The 15,882-nt window shown below is 38.1% G+C and carries 13 protein-coding genes, 8 tRNA genes and 1 pseudogene (1 of these 22 only partly in view); 16 read left to right on the plus strand and 6 right to left on the minus strand.

Annotation, left to right across the window (positions count from 1 at the left end):
- From HMPREF9182_RS06375 to HMPREF9182_RS06410, 8 genes are all read left to right on the plus strand, one after another.
- Positions 1 to 48 (plus strand) — tRNA-Ser (locus HMPREF9182_RS06375) (it extends 42 nt beyond the left edge of the window).
- A gap of 19 nt (positions 49 to 67) precedes the next feature.
- Positions 68 to 141: transfer RNA gene (locus HMPREF9182_RS06380), tRNA-Met, on the plus strand.
- Between the two features lie 3 nt (positions 142 to 144).
- Positions 145 to 217: transfer RNA gene (locus HMPREF9182_RS06385), tRNA-Phe, on the plus strand.
- 18 nt (positions 218 to 235) lie between these two features.
- Positions 236 to 316 (plus strand) — tRNA-Tyr (locus HMPREF9182_RS06390).
- 8 nt (positions 317 to 324) lie between these two features.
- Positions 325 to 395 (plus strand) — tRNA-Trp (locus tag HMPREF9182_RS06395).
- 12 nt (positions 396 to 407) lie between these two features.
- Positions 408 to 480 (plus strand) — tRNA-His (locus tag HMPREF9182_RS06400).
- A gap of 13 nt (positions 481 to 493) precedes the next feature.
- Positions 494 to 565: transfer RNA gene (locus tag HMPREF9182_RS06405), tRNA-Gln, on the plus strand.
- Between the two features lie 10 nt (positions 566 to 575).
- Positions 576 to 659 (plus strand) — tRNA-Leu (locus HMPREF9182_RS06410).
- Positions 660 to 772: 113 nt separating this feature from the next.
- Here HMPREF9182_RS06410 and HMPREF9182_RS10030 read toward each other — a convergent pair.
- Together HMPREF9182_RS10030 and HMPREF9182_RS06425 are read right to left on the minus strand one after the other, a co-directional pair.
- A pseudogene (locus HMPREF9182_RS10030) lies at positions 773 to 2,079 on the minus strand (transposase).
- A 213-nt stretch (positions 2,080 to 2,292) separates the two neighbouring features.
- Complete coding sequence (locus HMPREF9182_RS06425) at positions 2,293 to 3,153, minus strand: RluA family pseudouridine synthase (RefSeq protein ID WP_009754234.1); 861 nt, start codon at positions 3,151 to 3,153, stop codon at positions 2,293 to 2,295.
- Between the two features lie 140 nt (positions 3,154 to 3,293).
- Here HMPREF9182_RS06425 and pbp2a point away from each other — a divergent pair, with 140 nt between their 5' ends.
- The 6 genes from pbp2a to HMPREF9182_RS06450 all read left to right on the plus strand — a co-directional run bounded on the left by pbp2a (position 3,294) and on the right by HMPREF9182_RS06450 (position 9,676).
- Positions 3,294 to 5,507 carry a penicillin-binding protein PBP2A gene (gene pbp2a, locus HMPREF9182_RS06430; protein ID WP_009754743.1) on the plus strand — a complete coding sequence of 738 codons (2,214 nt, stop codon included), beginning with the start codon at positions 3,294 to 3,296 and terminating at the stop codon, positions 5,505 to 5,507.
- 104 nt (positions 5,508 to 5,611) lie between these two features.
- Positions 5,612 to 5,764 carry a 50S ribosomal protein L33 gene (gene rpmG / locus HMPREF9182_RS10035; RefSeq protein ID WP_080979189.1) on the plus strand — a complete coding sequence of 51 codons (153 nt, stop codon included), beginning with the start codon at positions 5,612 to 5,614 and terminating at the stop codon, positions 5,762 to 5,764.
- Between the two features lie 9 nt (positions 5,765 to 5,773).
- The gene (secE, locus tag HMPREF9182_RS06435) at positions 5,774 to 5,950 is read left to right on the plus strand and encodes a preprotein translocase subunit SecE (RefSeq protein WP_009444018.1); all 177 of its coding nucleotides are present in this window, start codon (positions 5,774 to 5,776) and stop codon (positions 5,948 to 5,950) included.
- A 463-nt stretch (positions 5,951 to 6,413) separates the two neighbouring features.
- Positions 6,414 to 6,950 (plus strand): transcription termination/antitermination protein NusG, encoded by a 537-nt coding sequence (gene nusG, locus HMPREF9182_RS06440; protein ID WP_009754399.1) that lies wholly within the window; start codon positions 6,414 to 6,416, stop codon positions 6,948 to 6,950.
- A gap of 126 nt (positions 6,951 to 7,076) precedes the next feature.
- Positions 7,077 to 7,709, plus strand: a complete 633-nt coding sequence (locus HMPREF9182_RS10960) for a sigma 54-interacting transcriptional regulator (RefSeq protein WP_009755055.1) — start codon at positions 7,077 to 7,079, stop codon at positions 7,707 to 7,709.
- 77 nt (positions 7,710 to 7,786) lie between these two features.
- Positions 7,787 to 9,676, plus strand: a complete 1,890-nt coding sequence (locus HMPREF9182_RS06450) for a PRD domain-containing protein (RefSeq protein ID WP_255263266.1) — start codon at positions 7,787 to 7,789, stop codon at positions 9,674 to 9,676.
- Between the two features lie 106 nt (positions 9,677 to 9,782).
- Here the strand turns inward: HMPREF9182_RS06450 and HMPREF9182_RS06455 are convergent, their stop codons facing one another.
- The 4 genes from HMPREF9182_RS06455 to HMPREF9182_RS06470 all read right to left on the minus strand — a co-directional run bounded on the left by HMPREF9182_RS06455 (position 9,783) and on the right by HMPREF9182_RS06470 (position 14,880).
- On the minus strand, positions 9,783 to 11,132 hold the full coding sequence (locus tag HMPREF9182_RS06455) for an MATE family efflux transporter (RefSeq protein WP_009443314.1): 1,350 nt from the start codon (positions 11,130 to 11,132) through the stop codon (positions 9,783 to 9,785).
- Positions 11,129 to 12,358: an apiosidase-like domain-containing protein gene (locus HMPREF9182_RS06460; RefSeq protein ID WP_009443948.1), complete on the minus strand. Its 1,230-nt coding sequence runs from the start codon at positions 12,356 to 12,358 to the stop codon at positions 11,129 to 11,131. Before HMPREF9182_RS06460 ends, HMPREF9182_RS06455 begins: the two co-directional genes overlap by 4 nt.
- A gap of 44 nt (positions 12,359 to 12,402) precedes the next feature.
- Positions 12,403 to 14,364, minus strand: coding sequence for a family 20 glycosylhydrolase (locus HMPREF9182_RS06465; protein ID WP_009754696.1), 1,962 nt, complete (start codon positions 14,362 to 14,364; stop codon positions 12,403 to 12,405).
- 78 nt (positions 14,365 to 14,442) lie between these two features.
- Positions 14,443 to 14,880, minus strand: a complete 438-nt coding sequence (locus HMPREF9182_RS06470; protein ID WP_009443093.1) for a DUF3284 domain-containing protein — start codon at positions 14,878 to 14,880, stop codon at positions 14,443 to 14,445.
- A 373-nt stretch (positions 14,881 to 15,253) separates the two neighbouring features.
- Between HMPREF9182_RS06470 and HMPREF9182_RS06475 the strand changes: the two genes are divergently transcribed.
- Positions 15,254 to 15,586, plus strand: coding sequence for a PTS lactose/cellobiose transporter subunit IIA (locus tag HMPREF9182_RS06475; RefSeq protein ID WP_009754996.1), 333 nt, complete (start codon positions 15,254 to 15,256; stop codon positions 15,584 to 15,586).
- Entirely contained in the window at positions 15,583 to 15,873 is a 291-nt protein-coding gene (locus HMPREF9182_RS06480) for a PTS sugar transporter subunit IIB (protein ID WP_009443334.1), read from the plus strand. The genes HMPREF9182_RS06475 and HMPREF9182_RS06480 overlap by 4 nt, the downstream gene beginning before the upstream one ends.
- The last annotated feature ends 9 nt before the right edge of the window (positions 15,874 to 15,882 follow it).

Here is a 15,882-nt window from a genome sequence, read left to right on the forward strand (position 1 = left end):
CCGTCAGGCGTGTAAAAGCGTGCGTGGGTTCGAATCCCACATCCTCCTTTAGAGAATATAATACTATCGCGGGATGGAGCAGCTAGGTAGCTCGTCGGGCTCATAACCCGAAGGTCGTAGGTTCAAATCCTGCTCCCGCAATAAGGCTCGGTAGCTCAGTTGGTAGAGCAATGGATTGAAGCTCCATGTGTCGGCGGTTCGATTCCGTCTCGCGCCATTTTGTTTATATCATTTTGGAAGGGTAGCGAAGAGGCTAAACGCGGCGGACTGTAAATCCGCTCCTTCGGGTTCGGGGGTTCGAATCCCTCCCCTTCCATAACCTTTACGGGCATAGTTTAAAGGTAGAACTAAGGTCTCCAAAACCTTCAGTGTGGGTTCAATTCCTACTGCCCGTGTTTAATAATATGGCGGGTGTGGTGAAGTGGTTAACACACCAGATTGTGGCTCTGGCATGCGTGGGTTCGATCCCCATCACTCGCCTATTTATTAATATTGGGGTATAGCCAAGCGGTAAGGCAAGGGACTTTGACTCCCTCATGCGTTGGTTCGAATCCAGCTACCCCAGTTAAACTTGAGCCGGCGTGGCGGAATTGGCAGACGCGCTGGACTCAAAATCCAGTGTCCTCACGGACGTGCCGGTTCGACCCCGGCCGCCGGTATAGCTTAAGTTTACTGAGAGATAAGGTTTTTAGTCCTTATCTTTTTTATCTTAATATTTTTTGAGTTCCTTAAAATCTGAATTCATTGTCAACTGTGGTGGTTTGATGAAAAGTTATAACCTGGAGAGGACCAACTTGGTTCTCTCCTTTTTGATGTTCAAAGCGATGAGGATTCTAGTTTTAAAGTTTTCAAAGTTCCGGAAGCCAAAAGCATTGCGCTTGATGACCTTAATGAGGTTATTAGTCGCCTCTAGTTTCACGTTTGAGTAGGGCAGTTCCAGTGCGTTCATAGTCTTGTCCTTATCTTCCAAAAAGGTCTTAAAAACAGTTTGAAAAATAGGATTTACACAAGAAATAGTTTCTTCAATCAGTTCAAAGTAATGGTCTGTTTGTTTCTCTTGGAAATGAAACAGTAATAGTTGATAGAGTTCATAGTGCTCTCTAAGTTCTTGAGAGTATGCAAGGAGCTTTTCGAAAATCTCATTATTGGTCAAGTGTAAGCGAAAAGTAGGGCGATAAAAACGTTTATCACTGAGTTTACGGCTATCCTTTTGAATGAGTCTCCAGTAACGTTTTAGTGCCTTATATTCGTGCGATTTACGATCAAAATGATTCATGATTTGGATGCGAAGACGATTCATAGCTCGACTGAGATGTTGGACAATGTGAAAGCGGTCGAGAACGATTTTAGCGTTAGGGAGTGAAACAGTCTGGGGGACTGTTTCAGCCTGAGCCTAGAAATTCGAAAGCGAAGTTTTCTGGCAATATCGTAGTAGGTGCTAAACATATCTATGGTAATGACTTTCACGCAACTTCTCACCTGTCTAGAATAACGAAGGAAATGATTGCGAATAGTCACTTGAGTCCGCCCATCTAGGATAGCTACGATCTTTCTGGAATCAAAATCCTGTGCAATGAAGCTCATTTTACCTTTCTTGAAGCTGTATTCATCCCAAGACATGTGAGTTGGAAGGAAAGATAAATCTGTTTCGAATTTGAATTCTTTCAATTTACGAATGACTGTCGAAGTAGAGACAGCTAGACTTTCTGCGATAGCCGTCATAGGGACTTTCTCAATTAACTTTTGAGTGATTTTCTGGTTGACGATAGTTGCGATTTGGTGATTCTTTTTGACTAAGGAAGTCTCTGCGACAGCCACTTTCCCACAGACTTTACAACGGAAACGACGTTTTCTCAATCGCATGAGTGTCTTATATCCCGCGCATTCTAGATAGGGGATTTTAGATTCTTTTTGGAAGTCATATTTAGTCATTTGCCCTAGGCAATGTGGACAGTTAGGGGCAGGATAATCCAGTTTAGCGATGATTTTTTTATGTGTTCTAGAATCTAGAACATCCAAGATTATGATGTTCTTGTCTTTTATTCCGAGTAAGTTTGTGATAAAATTTAATTGTTCCATAAGATTCTTTCTAATGATGGTTTGGTCACTTTTCATTATAGGTCTTATGGGACTTTTTTTCTACAACAAAATAGGCTTCATAATTTTTACAGTGGTTTTACCCACTACAGAAATTATAGAGCCTGAATAATTATTGAAAGGATTTAGTTATGTATTGCACAGGACTAAATTCTTTATTTAAATTATTTGTCTAATTTTTGGGGATCAGTACACCTATTTTAACCCTTTTTCAAAGCTTTCTGACGGAGCCTCTACACAAATCTTTTCAAGACTGAAAGGGTGGATAAAGTCAAGTCGATGAGCATGAAGCATGAGACGTTTGGAAGGTAATTGATTATAAAGAGGGTCGCCAACAAGTGGGAAGCCCTGATGAGAGAGGTGAACTCGAATTTGGTGAGTCCGTCCTGTCTTAAGTTGGCATTTCACGAGAGTGTGTTTGTCAAATACTTTTAATCGAGTGACATGTGTTTCTGCATATTTGCCATTTTTGTTATCAACCAATCTCTTTCTTCTATCATGCCGATCACGTCCGATTTTATCTTTAAAGATTTTGCTTTTATATGGAAAACTTCCTTCCACCAAGGCCCAATATTCTCTGTGGATGTCCTTTTTTTCCAATAAACGGTTGAGGATGGGCAAGACGAAAGGGTTTTTAGCGAACAAAACAGCTCCGCTGGTTTCCTTGTCTAAGCGATGGACAACGTAACAGATTTGTCCAACATAGGCAGATACATGGTTAAGTAGAGCTAGCTCGGTAGGTTCATTCGCATGAGTTTTTATGCCTTCGGGTTTATTGACAATGATTATATGTTCATCTTGGTATAGTTCCTGAACTAGATCTGGTTTCCCCATCGGGATACTTTTGGTTGGATAATCTTCGTCATCAAAAGTTAAGGACAAGGAGTCGCCCGCTTGAATTGTACTTTGCCAATTCACAGGCTGTCCGTTCACAAGTACATGTTTTTTGGTTCGGAGGAAATGTCGAATTTTCCTTGGAATGAGAAAATAATTTTCCAGTAGTTCTTTGATGCTCATAGTGGGCATTTTTTCAGGAATTTTAAATAAAAATTGCATAGCTTTATTGTAACAAAAAGGCACATACTTTAAAAGTCAGTTTCTTAGTGTGAAATAAATGCTCTGCCATTTCTTAAAGAAAACTAAACTTAAATAGTACTTTCTTGTAACCTCTCTAGGAAGGTGATAAAATAAGGAATATGAAAAAAAGAAATCAATTTTTTGAAAAAGTTATCCATCATTTTAAAAAGGGAAACGAACACGAAGAAGTCATTGAAACAGAGTTAAGTTCAGAGAACCAGATGTCTCGGGCGGGTCGTTCGTCACAAAAGTTTACGGGGAAAGGACCTTTTCGACGCTTTTGGAGAAAGTACCATTTAACGAAAATCTTCTTGATTTTAGGCTTAGGTTTTGGTCTCATTGTAGGTGGCTATCTTTTTTATGTAGCGAAGTCCACAAATGTTAATGATCTACAAAATGCTTTAAAAGCCACAACGCTTATTTACGATAAGGAGGGAAAGGAAGCAGGGAGCTTAACAGGGCAAAAGGGAACGTATGTTGAGTTAGATCAGATTAGTAAGGATTTGCAAAACGCAGTGATTGCAACAGAAGATCGTTCCTTTTACAAAAATAGTGGAATTAATTACGGTCGTTTTTTCCTAGCAATCGTAACAGCAGGACGCTCAGGTGGTGGTTCAACCATTACCCAGCAATTAGCTAAAAATGCCTATCTTTCACAAGACCAAACCATCGAACGAAAAGCCAAAGAGTTTTTTCTCGCTTTAGAATTGACGAAAAAGTACAGCAAGGATCAGATTTTGACGATGTACTTGAATAATTCTTATTTCGGAAATGGTGTATGGGGAGTCGAGGATGCGAGCAAGAAGTATTTTGGAGTGTCTGCCAGTCAGCTGTCACTGGATCAGTCCGCTACGCTTGCAGGTATGTTAAAAGGCCCTGAAATTTATAATCCTTTGTATTCGATAGAAAATGCGACCAATCGCCGAAACACTGTTTTGCAAAATATGGTAGCGGCAGGCTATATCAATCAAGATACAGCTAATCAAGCTGCAGCAAATGGAATTGGAAGTCAGCTTGTTGATGCTTATACAGGGAAGTCAGAGGATTACCGTTACCCATCTTACTTCGATGCTGTTATCAATGAGGCTATTCATGACTATGGTCTGACAGAGGAAGATATTATAAAGAATGGTTATCGTATCTATACCGAATTGGATCAAAATTATCAGGCCAGCTTACAGGTTATCTATAGTAATGAAAGTCTTTTCCCAGTGGCAGAAGCTGATGGTACGAGGGCTGAGTCTGGTAGCGTTGCACTAGACCCTAAGACAGGTGGAGTAAGGGCTTTGGTCGGTAGAGTCAATAGTCAGTCAGCTGGTTTTCGATCTTTTAATTATGCGACACAATCGTCTCGTAGTCCAGGTTCGACGATTAAACCATTGATTGCCTATAGTCCCGCAGTAGCGGCTGGTTGGCCCATTGATAAGGAGTTGGACAATCACACGACGATTTATGGGACATACGTGGTAAATAATTATGGAGGTATCCAGACAAGTCCGACAGTACCTATGTATCAGGCTTTAGCAGACTCTCTCAATCTACCTGCGGTAGCGACAGTAAAGGAGTTAGGGCTGAAAAAGGCATTTGAATACGGTCAAAAGTTTGGCCTAAATATGAAAAAAGTAGAGCAAAACCTAAGTGTAGCTCTAGGTGGCGGAGTAACGACGAATCCTCTTCAGATGGCTCAGGCATACTCCACTTTTGCTAACGGAGGCGTTATGAATGATGCCCACCTCATTACTAAAATCGAAAATGCCAGTGGTCAAGTCGTTAAGACGCATAAATCAAGTTCTACTCGCGTTCTTAGTCAATCAGACAATGAAAAGATGACGAGTATGATGATGGGAACCTTTTCTAATGGGACAGGAATTTACGCTGCACCCTATAATTACACCATGGCTGGAAAAACAGGAACAACCGAAACGAGCTTTAATCCGGACCTATCGGGGGATCAATGGGTCATTGGTTATACGCCAGATATTGTCATTAGTCAGTGGTTAGGCTTCCCAACAACAGACGAAAGCCACTATTTGACAGGGACGAGTGCGAATGAAGCTTCAGCTATTTTCCGAAATGTAGCCAATAGCATTTTACCTTATACAGAAGGTACACAATTCACTGAAAAAAATGCTTATGCTCAAAACGGCATTGCACCTGTAGATACTTATGGAAATGGGGATGAGAAAAATCAAAGTAACTCTAACTTCTTACAGAATGTACAGGATAAGGCGAAAGAGCTGGTAGATCAAGCTAAAAATGCAATTGAAGAAGCGGATATTCCTGGTAGAGCCAAAAATGCTTGGGATACAGTCAAGAGTTGGTTTGGTTGGTAGTAGGAATTTCTATCTTAACAGCTTCAATAATGATCATCTAAGCTAGCGCGAAATGACTTGTCAAATAAGGAAATACTTGTTATAATAGGAAAGATGGAGGCGTTATGGCATTAAAAAAAGCAAGTCTGGCGTGTACGGTTTGTGGATCAAGAAACTATTCAATTAAGTTGAGCAGTACGCCAAAACCCCAACGCCTAGAAGTAAATAAATACTGCAAACACTGTAGTAGATACACTGTTCATAAAGAAACTAGATAGGAGAAAGTTGTGAAATTTATTAAAGATACTTTTACAGTTTTAAAAGATACAACTTGGCCAACAGGAAAACAAAGCTGGATTGACTTTATTTCAATCATGGAATACACAGCTTTCTTTGTTGTGATTATTTATGTATTTGATTTATTAGTATCTCGTGGTTTACTGCGGTTGCTTAATTTATTTTAGATTGAACAAAGAGAGTGGGACAGAAATCGGTAATTCGTTAGAATTCGATTTCGTCGTCCCACCTCCGCACAGTTGAGTAGGGCTGTAAAAGCTGATGAAATCAGCGTAGTAGAGCCCACTCAACCACTGCGTCTTGCTCGACAATCCAAAGACAATTGAGAGGCTAGGACTTTTGTCCTAGTCTCTTAAATTTGTCTTAGAAAAATAAAATTACGCAGTGGCCGATTGGCATTTTTACTCGTTTTTTAACTCTATGGATATCATAGGAAGACATATTCTTTTATTTTTGTTGAAGTTTTACCTACGCTCTTTTTCTATAAAATAGTGACAAACTGCTTGGCATTCCTTATTTTTATGGTATAATTAAGCTATAAGAAAACAGAAAGCCAAGAGGCTTTTTTATAGTACTTTGGTTTACGATTATTTTCTAAATAGAAAATGAGATCGAAAGAAAGGATAGAAAATGGATAGTTTTGACAAAGGTTGGTTTGTACTACAAACTTACTCAGGATATGAAAATAAGGTAAAGGAAAATCTCTTACAGCGAGCTCAGACATATAATATGTTAGAGAATATTTTGCGCGTGGAAATTCCAACTCAAACGGTGCAAGTGGAGAAAAATGGCAAGACAAAAGAAATCGAAGAAAATCGCTTCCCAGGATATGTTTTAGTGGAAATGGTAATGACTGATGAAGCATGGTTTGTCGTTCGGAACACACCTAATGTAACAGGATTTGTCGGTTCGCACGGAAATCGTTCAAAACCAACCCCACTATTAGAAGACGAAATTCGTAATATCTTAATCTCTATGGGGCAAACGGTACAAGAGTTTGATATCCATGTCAATGTTGGTGATACTGTTCGGATTATTGATGGAGCTTTCACTGACTATACTGGTAAAATTACTGAAATTGATAATAATAAAGTAAAAATGGTTATTTCAATGTTTGGCAATGATACGATTGCAGAAGTGAATCTCAACCAAATCGCTGAATTATAAAAAAGAAAGCTGCTTTTGTGCGGCTTTTTTAGTTAAGGAAAATTCAATCTGTTTAATTATTTATTATATTGATTTCGAGAAAGCGTTTTTATATAATAAAGACAAGAATATTATGAGAGGTGGAGTATGAAGGGTGCCAAAGCGCTTGTATTGGAGTATCTAGAGCAAGAATTATTGAAAAATAATAACCAAGGCGTTGAGACACAGGCTGTTGCAATAGCCCTAGGAATGCAACGACCTAATGTCAGTACTATTTTGAACCAGTTGGTAAAAGAAGGCATTCTCGTTAAGGGAAGTACACGGCCTGTCCGATATCGATTGAAACAAGTTGTGATAGAGAATCCTTTAGACTTTCCAGCTATTATTGGCGAGAATGGCAGTTTAAGTACAGCGATACAGCTAGCTCAGGCAGCTATTTTGTATCCCAATTATGCTTTACCGGTACTTGTTTTATCAGAGATTGGTTCTGGACGAACTTACTTTGTTGATAAAATGATGGAGTTTGCCCTCCAAAATCATGCAGTTGAACAACCTCACTTGTTTCAGAAAATTAATTGTTTAGATTATTTGGATGCTTTGGATGATTTGTTGCATCTTTTATTTGGATCAGATACCTCAGCATCGGTTTTTGAAAAGATTGCAGAAGGAATTTTATTTATAGACAACATCCATATTCTTCCTTTAGCTGATCAAAACCGTTTGATTTCTTGGTTAAATCATAGAGAAAAAGAACAGAAAAGGCATCAAAAAAAGGTTTAGTAATTATAGGGAGTGATGCAAAAATTTCTGATCATTTTTCAAATAAATTTCCTGTTGTTATTCAATTGCCTTCATATGTGAATAGACCTATTAGTGAAAAATTAGAGTTGCTAAATTATTTCTTTTCTATTGAATCGAAGAATTCCGATCGGGATATTCAGGTACCGCGTGATGTCATTCATGTTTTTATCTTATCAATAAATATTAGCAACATAAAAGAATTGGAGTATGCTGTTAGAACAGCATGTGCTAATGCATTTGTTAGAAGTTTAAGGGGCGATTTAAATGATTTATCTATTAGCATCGATGATCTTCCAATTCCCTATCAAGGCATTCGGCATTTAGGTGGTCACGATGCAGTTAAAATTGATGAATTGATAGGTACGCGAAAAGCGTTGATTTATGATAAAGAGTTAGGGTTATTGGATTTTGCGAAGAATGAATCAGATGATTTGTATAGTAAAATAGAGCTTGAGTATGCTCAGTTAGCAGAAAGAGGGATTGAGCAGGATGATGTATTTGAAGCTGTAAGAAATTATATTCAGAGCTATATTGAGTATAAGCCTCTAGTTGAAAAAGAAGATGAACTTAAAAATCTTAGTCAATTAGAAACAATTGTCTCTTCCGAAGTGGTTCAGTTAGTACAAGCTTTTGTTTTAACCGTACAAAAAGAACTTAATAGGGACTTGAATCCGACAGCTTATTATGGAATTAGTCTTCATGTTAGTGCTATGATAGAGCAAAAAGGAAGTTTAAATCGGAAACTTGATAATGATACTATTGTAAAAGTAATTCGAGATTATCCAGTAGAATATGCACAGTGTTCAAAATTTGCCAAACAGTTAGAAGGTACTTTCCAGATAACAGTTCCTATTGATGAAATTGTTATTTTGACTATGTTTATCATTGAGTCAGAAAAAAAAGAGGATAGTTTGCGGCCAATCTTACTCTATGTGTTGCATGGAAAAGGAGTGGCTCAATCATTAGCGGAATCTACTAAAATGTTGACAAAAAATCTGCAGGTATATGGTTTTGATATCTTGCTAGAAGAATCGGTGGAAAATAGCTATGAGAAGTTAAAAGAATATATTGAAAAAATAGATCAAGGCCTAGGGGTGATCGTGCTCTACGATATGGGATCCATAAAAGGAATGTTAGATAAAATTCGATCAGAAACCTTGATTAAAATCAGAGAATTTGAAATTCCGATTACAATGATTGGTATGGGAATTGCTCGCCGTTGTTTGATAGAAAACGATATTGATAGTGTTTTTCACGCTTTTAATATGGAAATGAACCAATTCTATCAAAATCGGGATCAAGAAAAAATTATCATTACACTCTGCTACACTAGTGAAGGTGGTGCCCTTCAACTGAAACATTATATTGATCAATATTCAAGGTTGGGTTACCGCGTTATCGCCTTATCAGTAGCCAATAAAGAAGTGTTGATAGAAGAAGTAATGGCTTTAAGAAAGACCTATCAGGTTCATGCTTTTGTTGGAACCTTTGATCCTAAAATTATGGGGATACCATTTATTTCCATCAAAGATGTTTTTGAACAACCCAAGGAACATTTAGATAAGCTGTTGATGTTTATGCCGGTTGCGGTGAATTCCTATGATTATGAAAAAGTGTATCGCTTTTTGGAGGAGCAGTTTGTTTATACTTCGATTGCTAAGGTGAAGAAGGTTTTACCAGCAGTTTTAGATGAATTTAACTTTTATTATCAATTGACTGAAGAACAAACGATAGGTTTATTTGTACATATCGCTTGTTTGGTAGAACGTTCTTTATCAAGAGAAGCCGTAAAGAAACTCTCTAAAGAGGCGGAAGAAGTCATTGAAAAATTCCCTGAAGATTACAAGCATATTCGTAAAATTATGCGAACAGTAGAAAGGAGTTTTAAGATTATTATAGATGATGTCGAGGTTAGCACGATGATTCATATGCTACGAAAATTATAAAATCTTAGTATAGAGAAATAAAATATAGAAAAACACCTAATGAAGCGAACTGTCTTTGAATTGGAGCTTACTTCAACTTAAAGACAAGTTACTCATTGAGGTGTTTTTATATACGTTCATGTACGAGATTGTGTAGCCATTTGCCAGAAAAGACGCGGGGGATACCCCAGATAGGCTTGAGAATATCCTCTCCATTAATCACAAGAAAAATCAACCACACTGGAGCTTGTAGAGTGACAAGAGCATAACCAATTGGAATGCTGAAGAGCCATACCGGCAAAACATCTAGCAAGCAAGCATAATTTGTATCTCCGCCACTTCGTAAAATGCCGACAATTAGTACAACACTGAAGGATTTGGGGATAAATAATAGTGCATTTAGTTGAATCATTAATACAGTTAGTTGCTCTGTTTGACTACTCAAGTGATAAAGTTTGAGAGCGAGAGGCATAGCCCAGAGTAAGAGAAGGCTAACGATAAGTCCAATAAATGGCAATAAGGCTAAAAAGCGTTTAGAATCTCGTAAGGCCTTTTCGATGTGGTTTTCTCCGATTGTATTTCCAAGCATAACGGATACGGAATTTCCAGCTCCTCGAACAAAAACGAATCCAATCTGAGCGATAGCACTAGCGATTTGGGTGGAAGCCACAACCTCTGTTCCTAAAAGTCCAATGATAGCTAGGCCGATGGTAGTTCCTAGAGACCAAGCACCTTCATTGAAAACGACAGGCAGGGTTTTTTTAAGAAATTGGTATACGAAATCCTTGTGGAAGGAAAATAGCTCTGATAAGCGAGCAGCTCCAGCCATTTTTGTACGATAAACACCAAAAAGTAGGCAACAAAGCTCAAGCAATCGAGCAATAAAAGTGGCGATAGCAGCTCCAGCAAGTCCTAGCTTGGGAAACCCAAATAGACCAAAGATAAGAATTGCATTACCTATGATATTAGTAGCCATAGATAAAAGGCTAGTAAGGGTTGGCAAGAAAACCTCGTTACTACAACGGCACATAGTAGCCAAAGAAGTAGTGATGGCTGTCATAAGGTAGGTCCAGCAAACGATAGAGAGATATTGAGCTCCCAAATGGATAGCTTCACCATCATGGATATAGAAGCTAATTAGCTGGTTAGAAAAGAGCAAGGAAACTAGAGTGAAGAGAATCGAAATAAGACCGCTTAGCATGTAGACTAATCCCAAGGTTTTTTTCATATCGGCAATCCGCCGAGCCCCCCAGAATTGAGCCATAAAAACAGATGCACCGCTACCAATGCCAAACTGTACAATTGTTAAGAGGAAAAAAATTTGATTAGCAGCACCTGCTGCTGCAATTTGTTTTTCTCCTAGTTGACCAATCATCACTACATCTGCTAGATTGACAGCACTAGCCAACAAAAATTGCAATGAGAATGGTAAGCTAAGACGTAAGAATTGCTGGATAAACTGTTTTCTTTCACTCACTTGTTCACCTCCTTTAATTCTAGATATAGTAGCCAATCTGTGTGTCCGGTAGCATTGTATCCTGGAATTTGTAAAGTATCTTCCTCTAACCAGTTAAGCTGTTTTTCGCGTCCTGATATAGGGTCAATCCATTTCCCTTTATGAACAGGCTGTGTCGATCTAAACCAGCGAAAGTCGGAAATATAGGCTACAAGTTCATTTCTGTTTATATTTATGCTGGTTGGAATAGGTTTTGAGCTAGCATGAGGCATCTTGGACCGAAGAGTTTGTAGCCATCTTCCTTTAAAGTCGGGCTGCATTTTGCTCCAATCTAGATGTTCCCAAATGTCCTTAGCTACTTCCATATGATGAGAAGCAGCAGAGCAAAGGCTCTGTGCCCAAAACATAGTTCCCATCCAAATATCTTTGTGACCATAGGTATGACCGCAGTTGCCTAGGATAAGAGAAGAGTAGGCATAATGGCGAAGGATGTCCGTACTAATGCCTTCATTTCCCTCATAATGGCTCTCTCCCAATAAAATAGGTTTATCTGGATAACGACTTTTAAAATCCTGAAATTGTTTAAAACAGTCATCTTTATCATAGCTATAAGCCATGCCAAAATCGAACCAATTTTGATCGCCAAAAAATTCCCATCCACTAGATATTCCAGCATGATAAGTTGCAGCAATATTGGGATTGACCTGCTTATAAATATTTGCGATCTGGTGGATCGTTGAGTGAAGAGACAAAGCGTCATCATCCCCTCCATGAATCCAGGCGATGATGTTATCTAGATGACAATAGCGTTGAGCAACAAAAGCAGAATAATCAAGCACGGTTTGGTCGTGAAAATATTGATACCAATCCTGCTCCCAACTACTGAGCCAAATGGGAGCGATAGCAAAGTTCAATCCTAGCTTTTTACCATATTGAAGAACTTTCTCAACTTCATCAAAATAAATAGGATTGACAGAATGCAAATTGCCTTCTACCAAAAACGGTTTATGTCCTCTACGGTTACATTGATGAAAATATTGAGGAAGCAGTTGCACCTGAATCACAGAAAACCCCTGCTTGGCACGATTTTCTAAATAGGTTTGAGCTTCTTCTAATGTATATTCCCAAAACAGGCGCCAGCAGGTATCACCCAACCATAAGAAGGGCTTATGATTGGCATCCGAAAAGTATGTTTGCTCAGGCTTAATACTAATAGGGAAAACATACTCTTGGTTCTGATTTTTCATAAATTTAGATCTTTCTAATTAAGAAAATAGTATAATTTTCTAATTTAACAATAATAGGCGATTTCATCTATAAAAATGTGGCAGTCTTTATCAGGAGACACTTTGATTTCCACATTTTGTAATTCCTTTTCAGGATAAGGGTTTTGAATAGGAAATGCGAAGAAAGTTTGCTGACCTTTTTGGTAAGGTTTGGTTCTAAGAGAGACTTCAAATAATTGCTCATCTACTTTATAGATAGGTTCGCCTGGAAGAGGATTTTTGTTGAGTGAACGATCCCAGCTAACACTTGCTTTACCAATGTTTTCTCCGAAGATAATTGGAACAGTAACCTCGGTTTGATCAGCATAGGTTAGAAGGATATTTCCAATTTGATAGGTTTCCATTTCAGGGAAGACTCCATCTACAAACCATTCATATTCTACAAAGTAATCCGTTGCATAGCTGACTTCAATCCAACTCGGATGAGACTGCATTTCAAGAGTTCGTGAATGATTTTGCAGTTCAGGATAGTGGTAGTGGAAGAGGTAAGACAGGGTTTTATCACGGATAGTAGCATAGTCCTCATCACAATAGTCATGATTCCAAAACATCTCGTAAGCATAGGCCAAACCGAAGAAAATAATATTTCTTTGCAAGATGATTTCATTTAAGGTGCTCCAGTTAGAGATGATAGCCCCTTTGCTCCCTTTCTTCAAATGTTCAGTCCAATGCGGGAAGAGATAGCCCTCAAAGTTTCCGTAGCAAATAGTGAAGCCCTCTTCTAAAACTTCATCTTCTAAGTTTTCATCCAGACTCCAAAGCCAATGGAGAATTTCTATATCTTTAGGAATTTGGTGAATAGCCTGCCAGGTTGCCGGCATGATGCCAACTTTTTTGCCTGTATCTTTTTTGAATTGGGGAGTGTACATGACGATTTCTGCTCCACCAAAAGGTCCTGCATCAGGTACGATCGCATTTTTCAGCAGCTTGTCGCCCCAAATCATTGTACGAACGTTTTTCTTTTTCAAATAATCATAAATTTTTATGATATCCTGAGCAAAGATATCTGCCCCGGATTTTCCTTTACAATGCTCACACATGGCGATAGAGTAGTATTCGTCGTGTCCGATATTAATAATATCAGGTTTAAAAACGTTCACGATTTCATCTAATACATCAAAGAGAAGTTCGTAGGAGGCTGGATTAGAAGGGCAGTAAGTATCTGGGTATGGATCTTCAGGTATTTCGGCGATCTCTGGATGCCCTAGCATCAAATAGTCGCAGTGACCGAGGGATGGTACTTCAGGAATCACCTCAAAAAATCGTTCCTTGCAGTAGAGGACTAACTCTTTTACGTCTGCTTGACTCAAAAATTCTCCATCGCCATTTTCCATGTGGATGGCATTCTTGTACCAAGGGAAAGTGTAGTCTTGGATTTCCTTGGTTTTACCAGAGTATTCGGCCATGTCCGCGCAATATTTAACCCACTCTTGATTGATTTCAGGGTGTTTTTTATATTCCATAGCACCGCCGATTTCAATCATAAGAGTGTTGTATTTAAAGAAAGCCAGCATATCTACAAATTGTTTAAAGAAGGCCATATTCTTTTTAGAAGGTAAAAATACCTTAAGTCCACGTTCGGAACAGACAGGTTCGTCATAAGCTAGACCATAGGGTAAGTAGCCATCTTGTAACATTTGGATAATAGAAATGGCCCCATAAAATAACCCACGCTGGGACAAGGCATAAACAAAAATACCGTCTTCTGTCGCTTTGACAATATGAGCTTCCGGATTGGAAGGATACGGGAGTGAGAATGTTTGTATGATCTCTTGGCCGATCTCTCTAGGAATTTCTTCGTTAAAGTAGATAGACGGAAATGCTGGTTGATCACCATTTTTGGTGGTTAAATGAGTAGCTATCGTGTCAGTTAAAATAGGAAGTGGGCTGAAAATCTGAGTTGCTTTGGTTAAATATCGTCCGTTTACTTCTTGTTTCCAATACTGAGGAATAATACCTTGTTTCATATACTTCTCCTTAAAATAATATTTTTAATCTAGGCATACTTTAAAGCACGCAAAAATGTTGCAGGATGCCAAATTTTATCATTGAGCTTGTTCTTTACGGATTTTTTCGATTTCTCCTTGAATTTTATATAGATTTTCCGATAGACGTCCGAAGTACAAGAGATTTCCTATCCATTTAATCGCCTTATTCTTTGAAGTTTTGGTTAACTTGTTTTGTTCTTGCTCCAAGGTAACTTCAAGCCCTTTTGAACAAGGCTTTGTATGGTAGGATGTAGTGAGCTTTTCACTATGTGATGAAATTTGTATGACGTAGCGTTCATGGCGGTGATACTCTAGAATCTCATAATCGGTCTTAGTGAAGACATTATCTGACAATTTTGAATAGCGAAGTCCTTTCTTTAGTTTACCTGTATATTTTGCTGGATTGTCAGATTCGTTCATTTGATTTAGAAATTCACTCTCCAGAAAGTCATAAAATTCCTCTGAAGTGATTTGTAATTCTCTGATAATCTTCATAAATCAAGTATATAATAAGCCACTATAGAAAGTAACCCCTTTTAGCAAGCTGGGGAAGTTTTGTTGATTTTTTATACGCTTTTTCTTTGTTTTATACATTAGTAAAAATTACTGTTATTTTTTATACACTAAATTTTAGAAAGAGATGAAATATAGTAAAGTGGAAATTAAGGTATCTTATAAAAGCTCTAGTTTAGGTATTTTTAACCCAATTCGTGACTATTTTTTATCATAACTTGAGTATACTTCTTTGGGAAAAGTATATACACTAAGTTTTAAAACTGTATAAATAGACGATGTAAGCGCTTTTGACAGTGATACAGAGCTATAGTAAACTGTGGATAAGAAGTTGATTGGAAAGGAGGAATATTGTATGGAAGAGTGGAATAATTCAGCAGAAATTATTGCCATGTCCTTGATAGCTAACTCAGGTGCAGCTCGCTCTCTCGCTTTTGAAGCGCTAAAAAAAGCTAAAGCATGTGAGTTTGATAAAGTAGATGAACTCATGGTTGAAGCTAATAGTGCGATTCAAAAAGCCCACCATTCACAAACAGAGTTACTACAGGAAGAAGCTCGAGGAAATGGCCAAGAATTGAGCATATTACTGGTACATGCGCAAGATCATTTTATGACTAGCCTTTTGGCTATTGATCTTATTACTGAGATGATTGAACTCCATTCCAATCAAAAAGGAGAAAGAAAATGAAGGTTTTATTAATTTGTGCGGCAGGTATGTCTACAAGTATACTGATGAAAAAAATGGAACAGTATGCTAGTGATCAAGGATTCGAACTAGCCATCAAAGCGGTTGGCTTGATGGAATATCAAGATTATGTAAATGACTATGATGTTGTTTTATTAGGACCACAGGTGTCCTATAAGCTGGATTCTGTTAAATCAACAGTAAGCAAGCCGGTAGCTAGTATTCCAGCAATGGAATATGCAATAGGAGATTGTAAAAAAATCTTCCAATTAATTGAGGAAATATCTTAAGGAGGTTTT

This window comes from Streptococcus sp. oral taxon 056 str. F0418 (assembly GCF_000220065.1).
Classification (GTDB): domain Bacteria; phylum Bacillota; class Bacilli; order Lactobacillales; family Streptococcaceae; genus Streptococcus.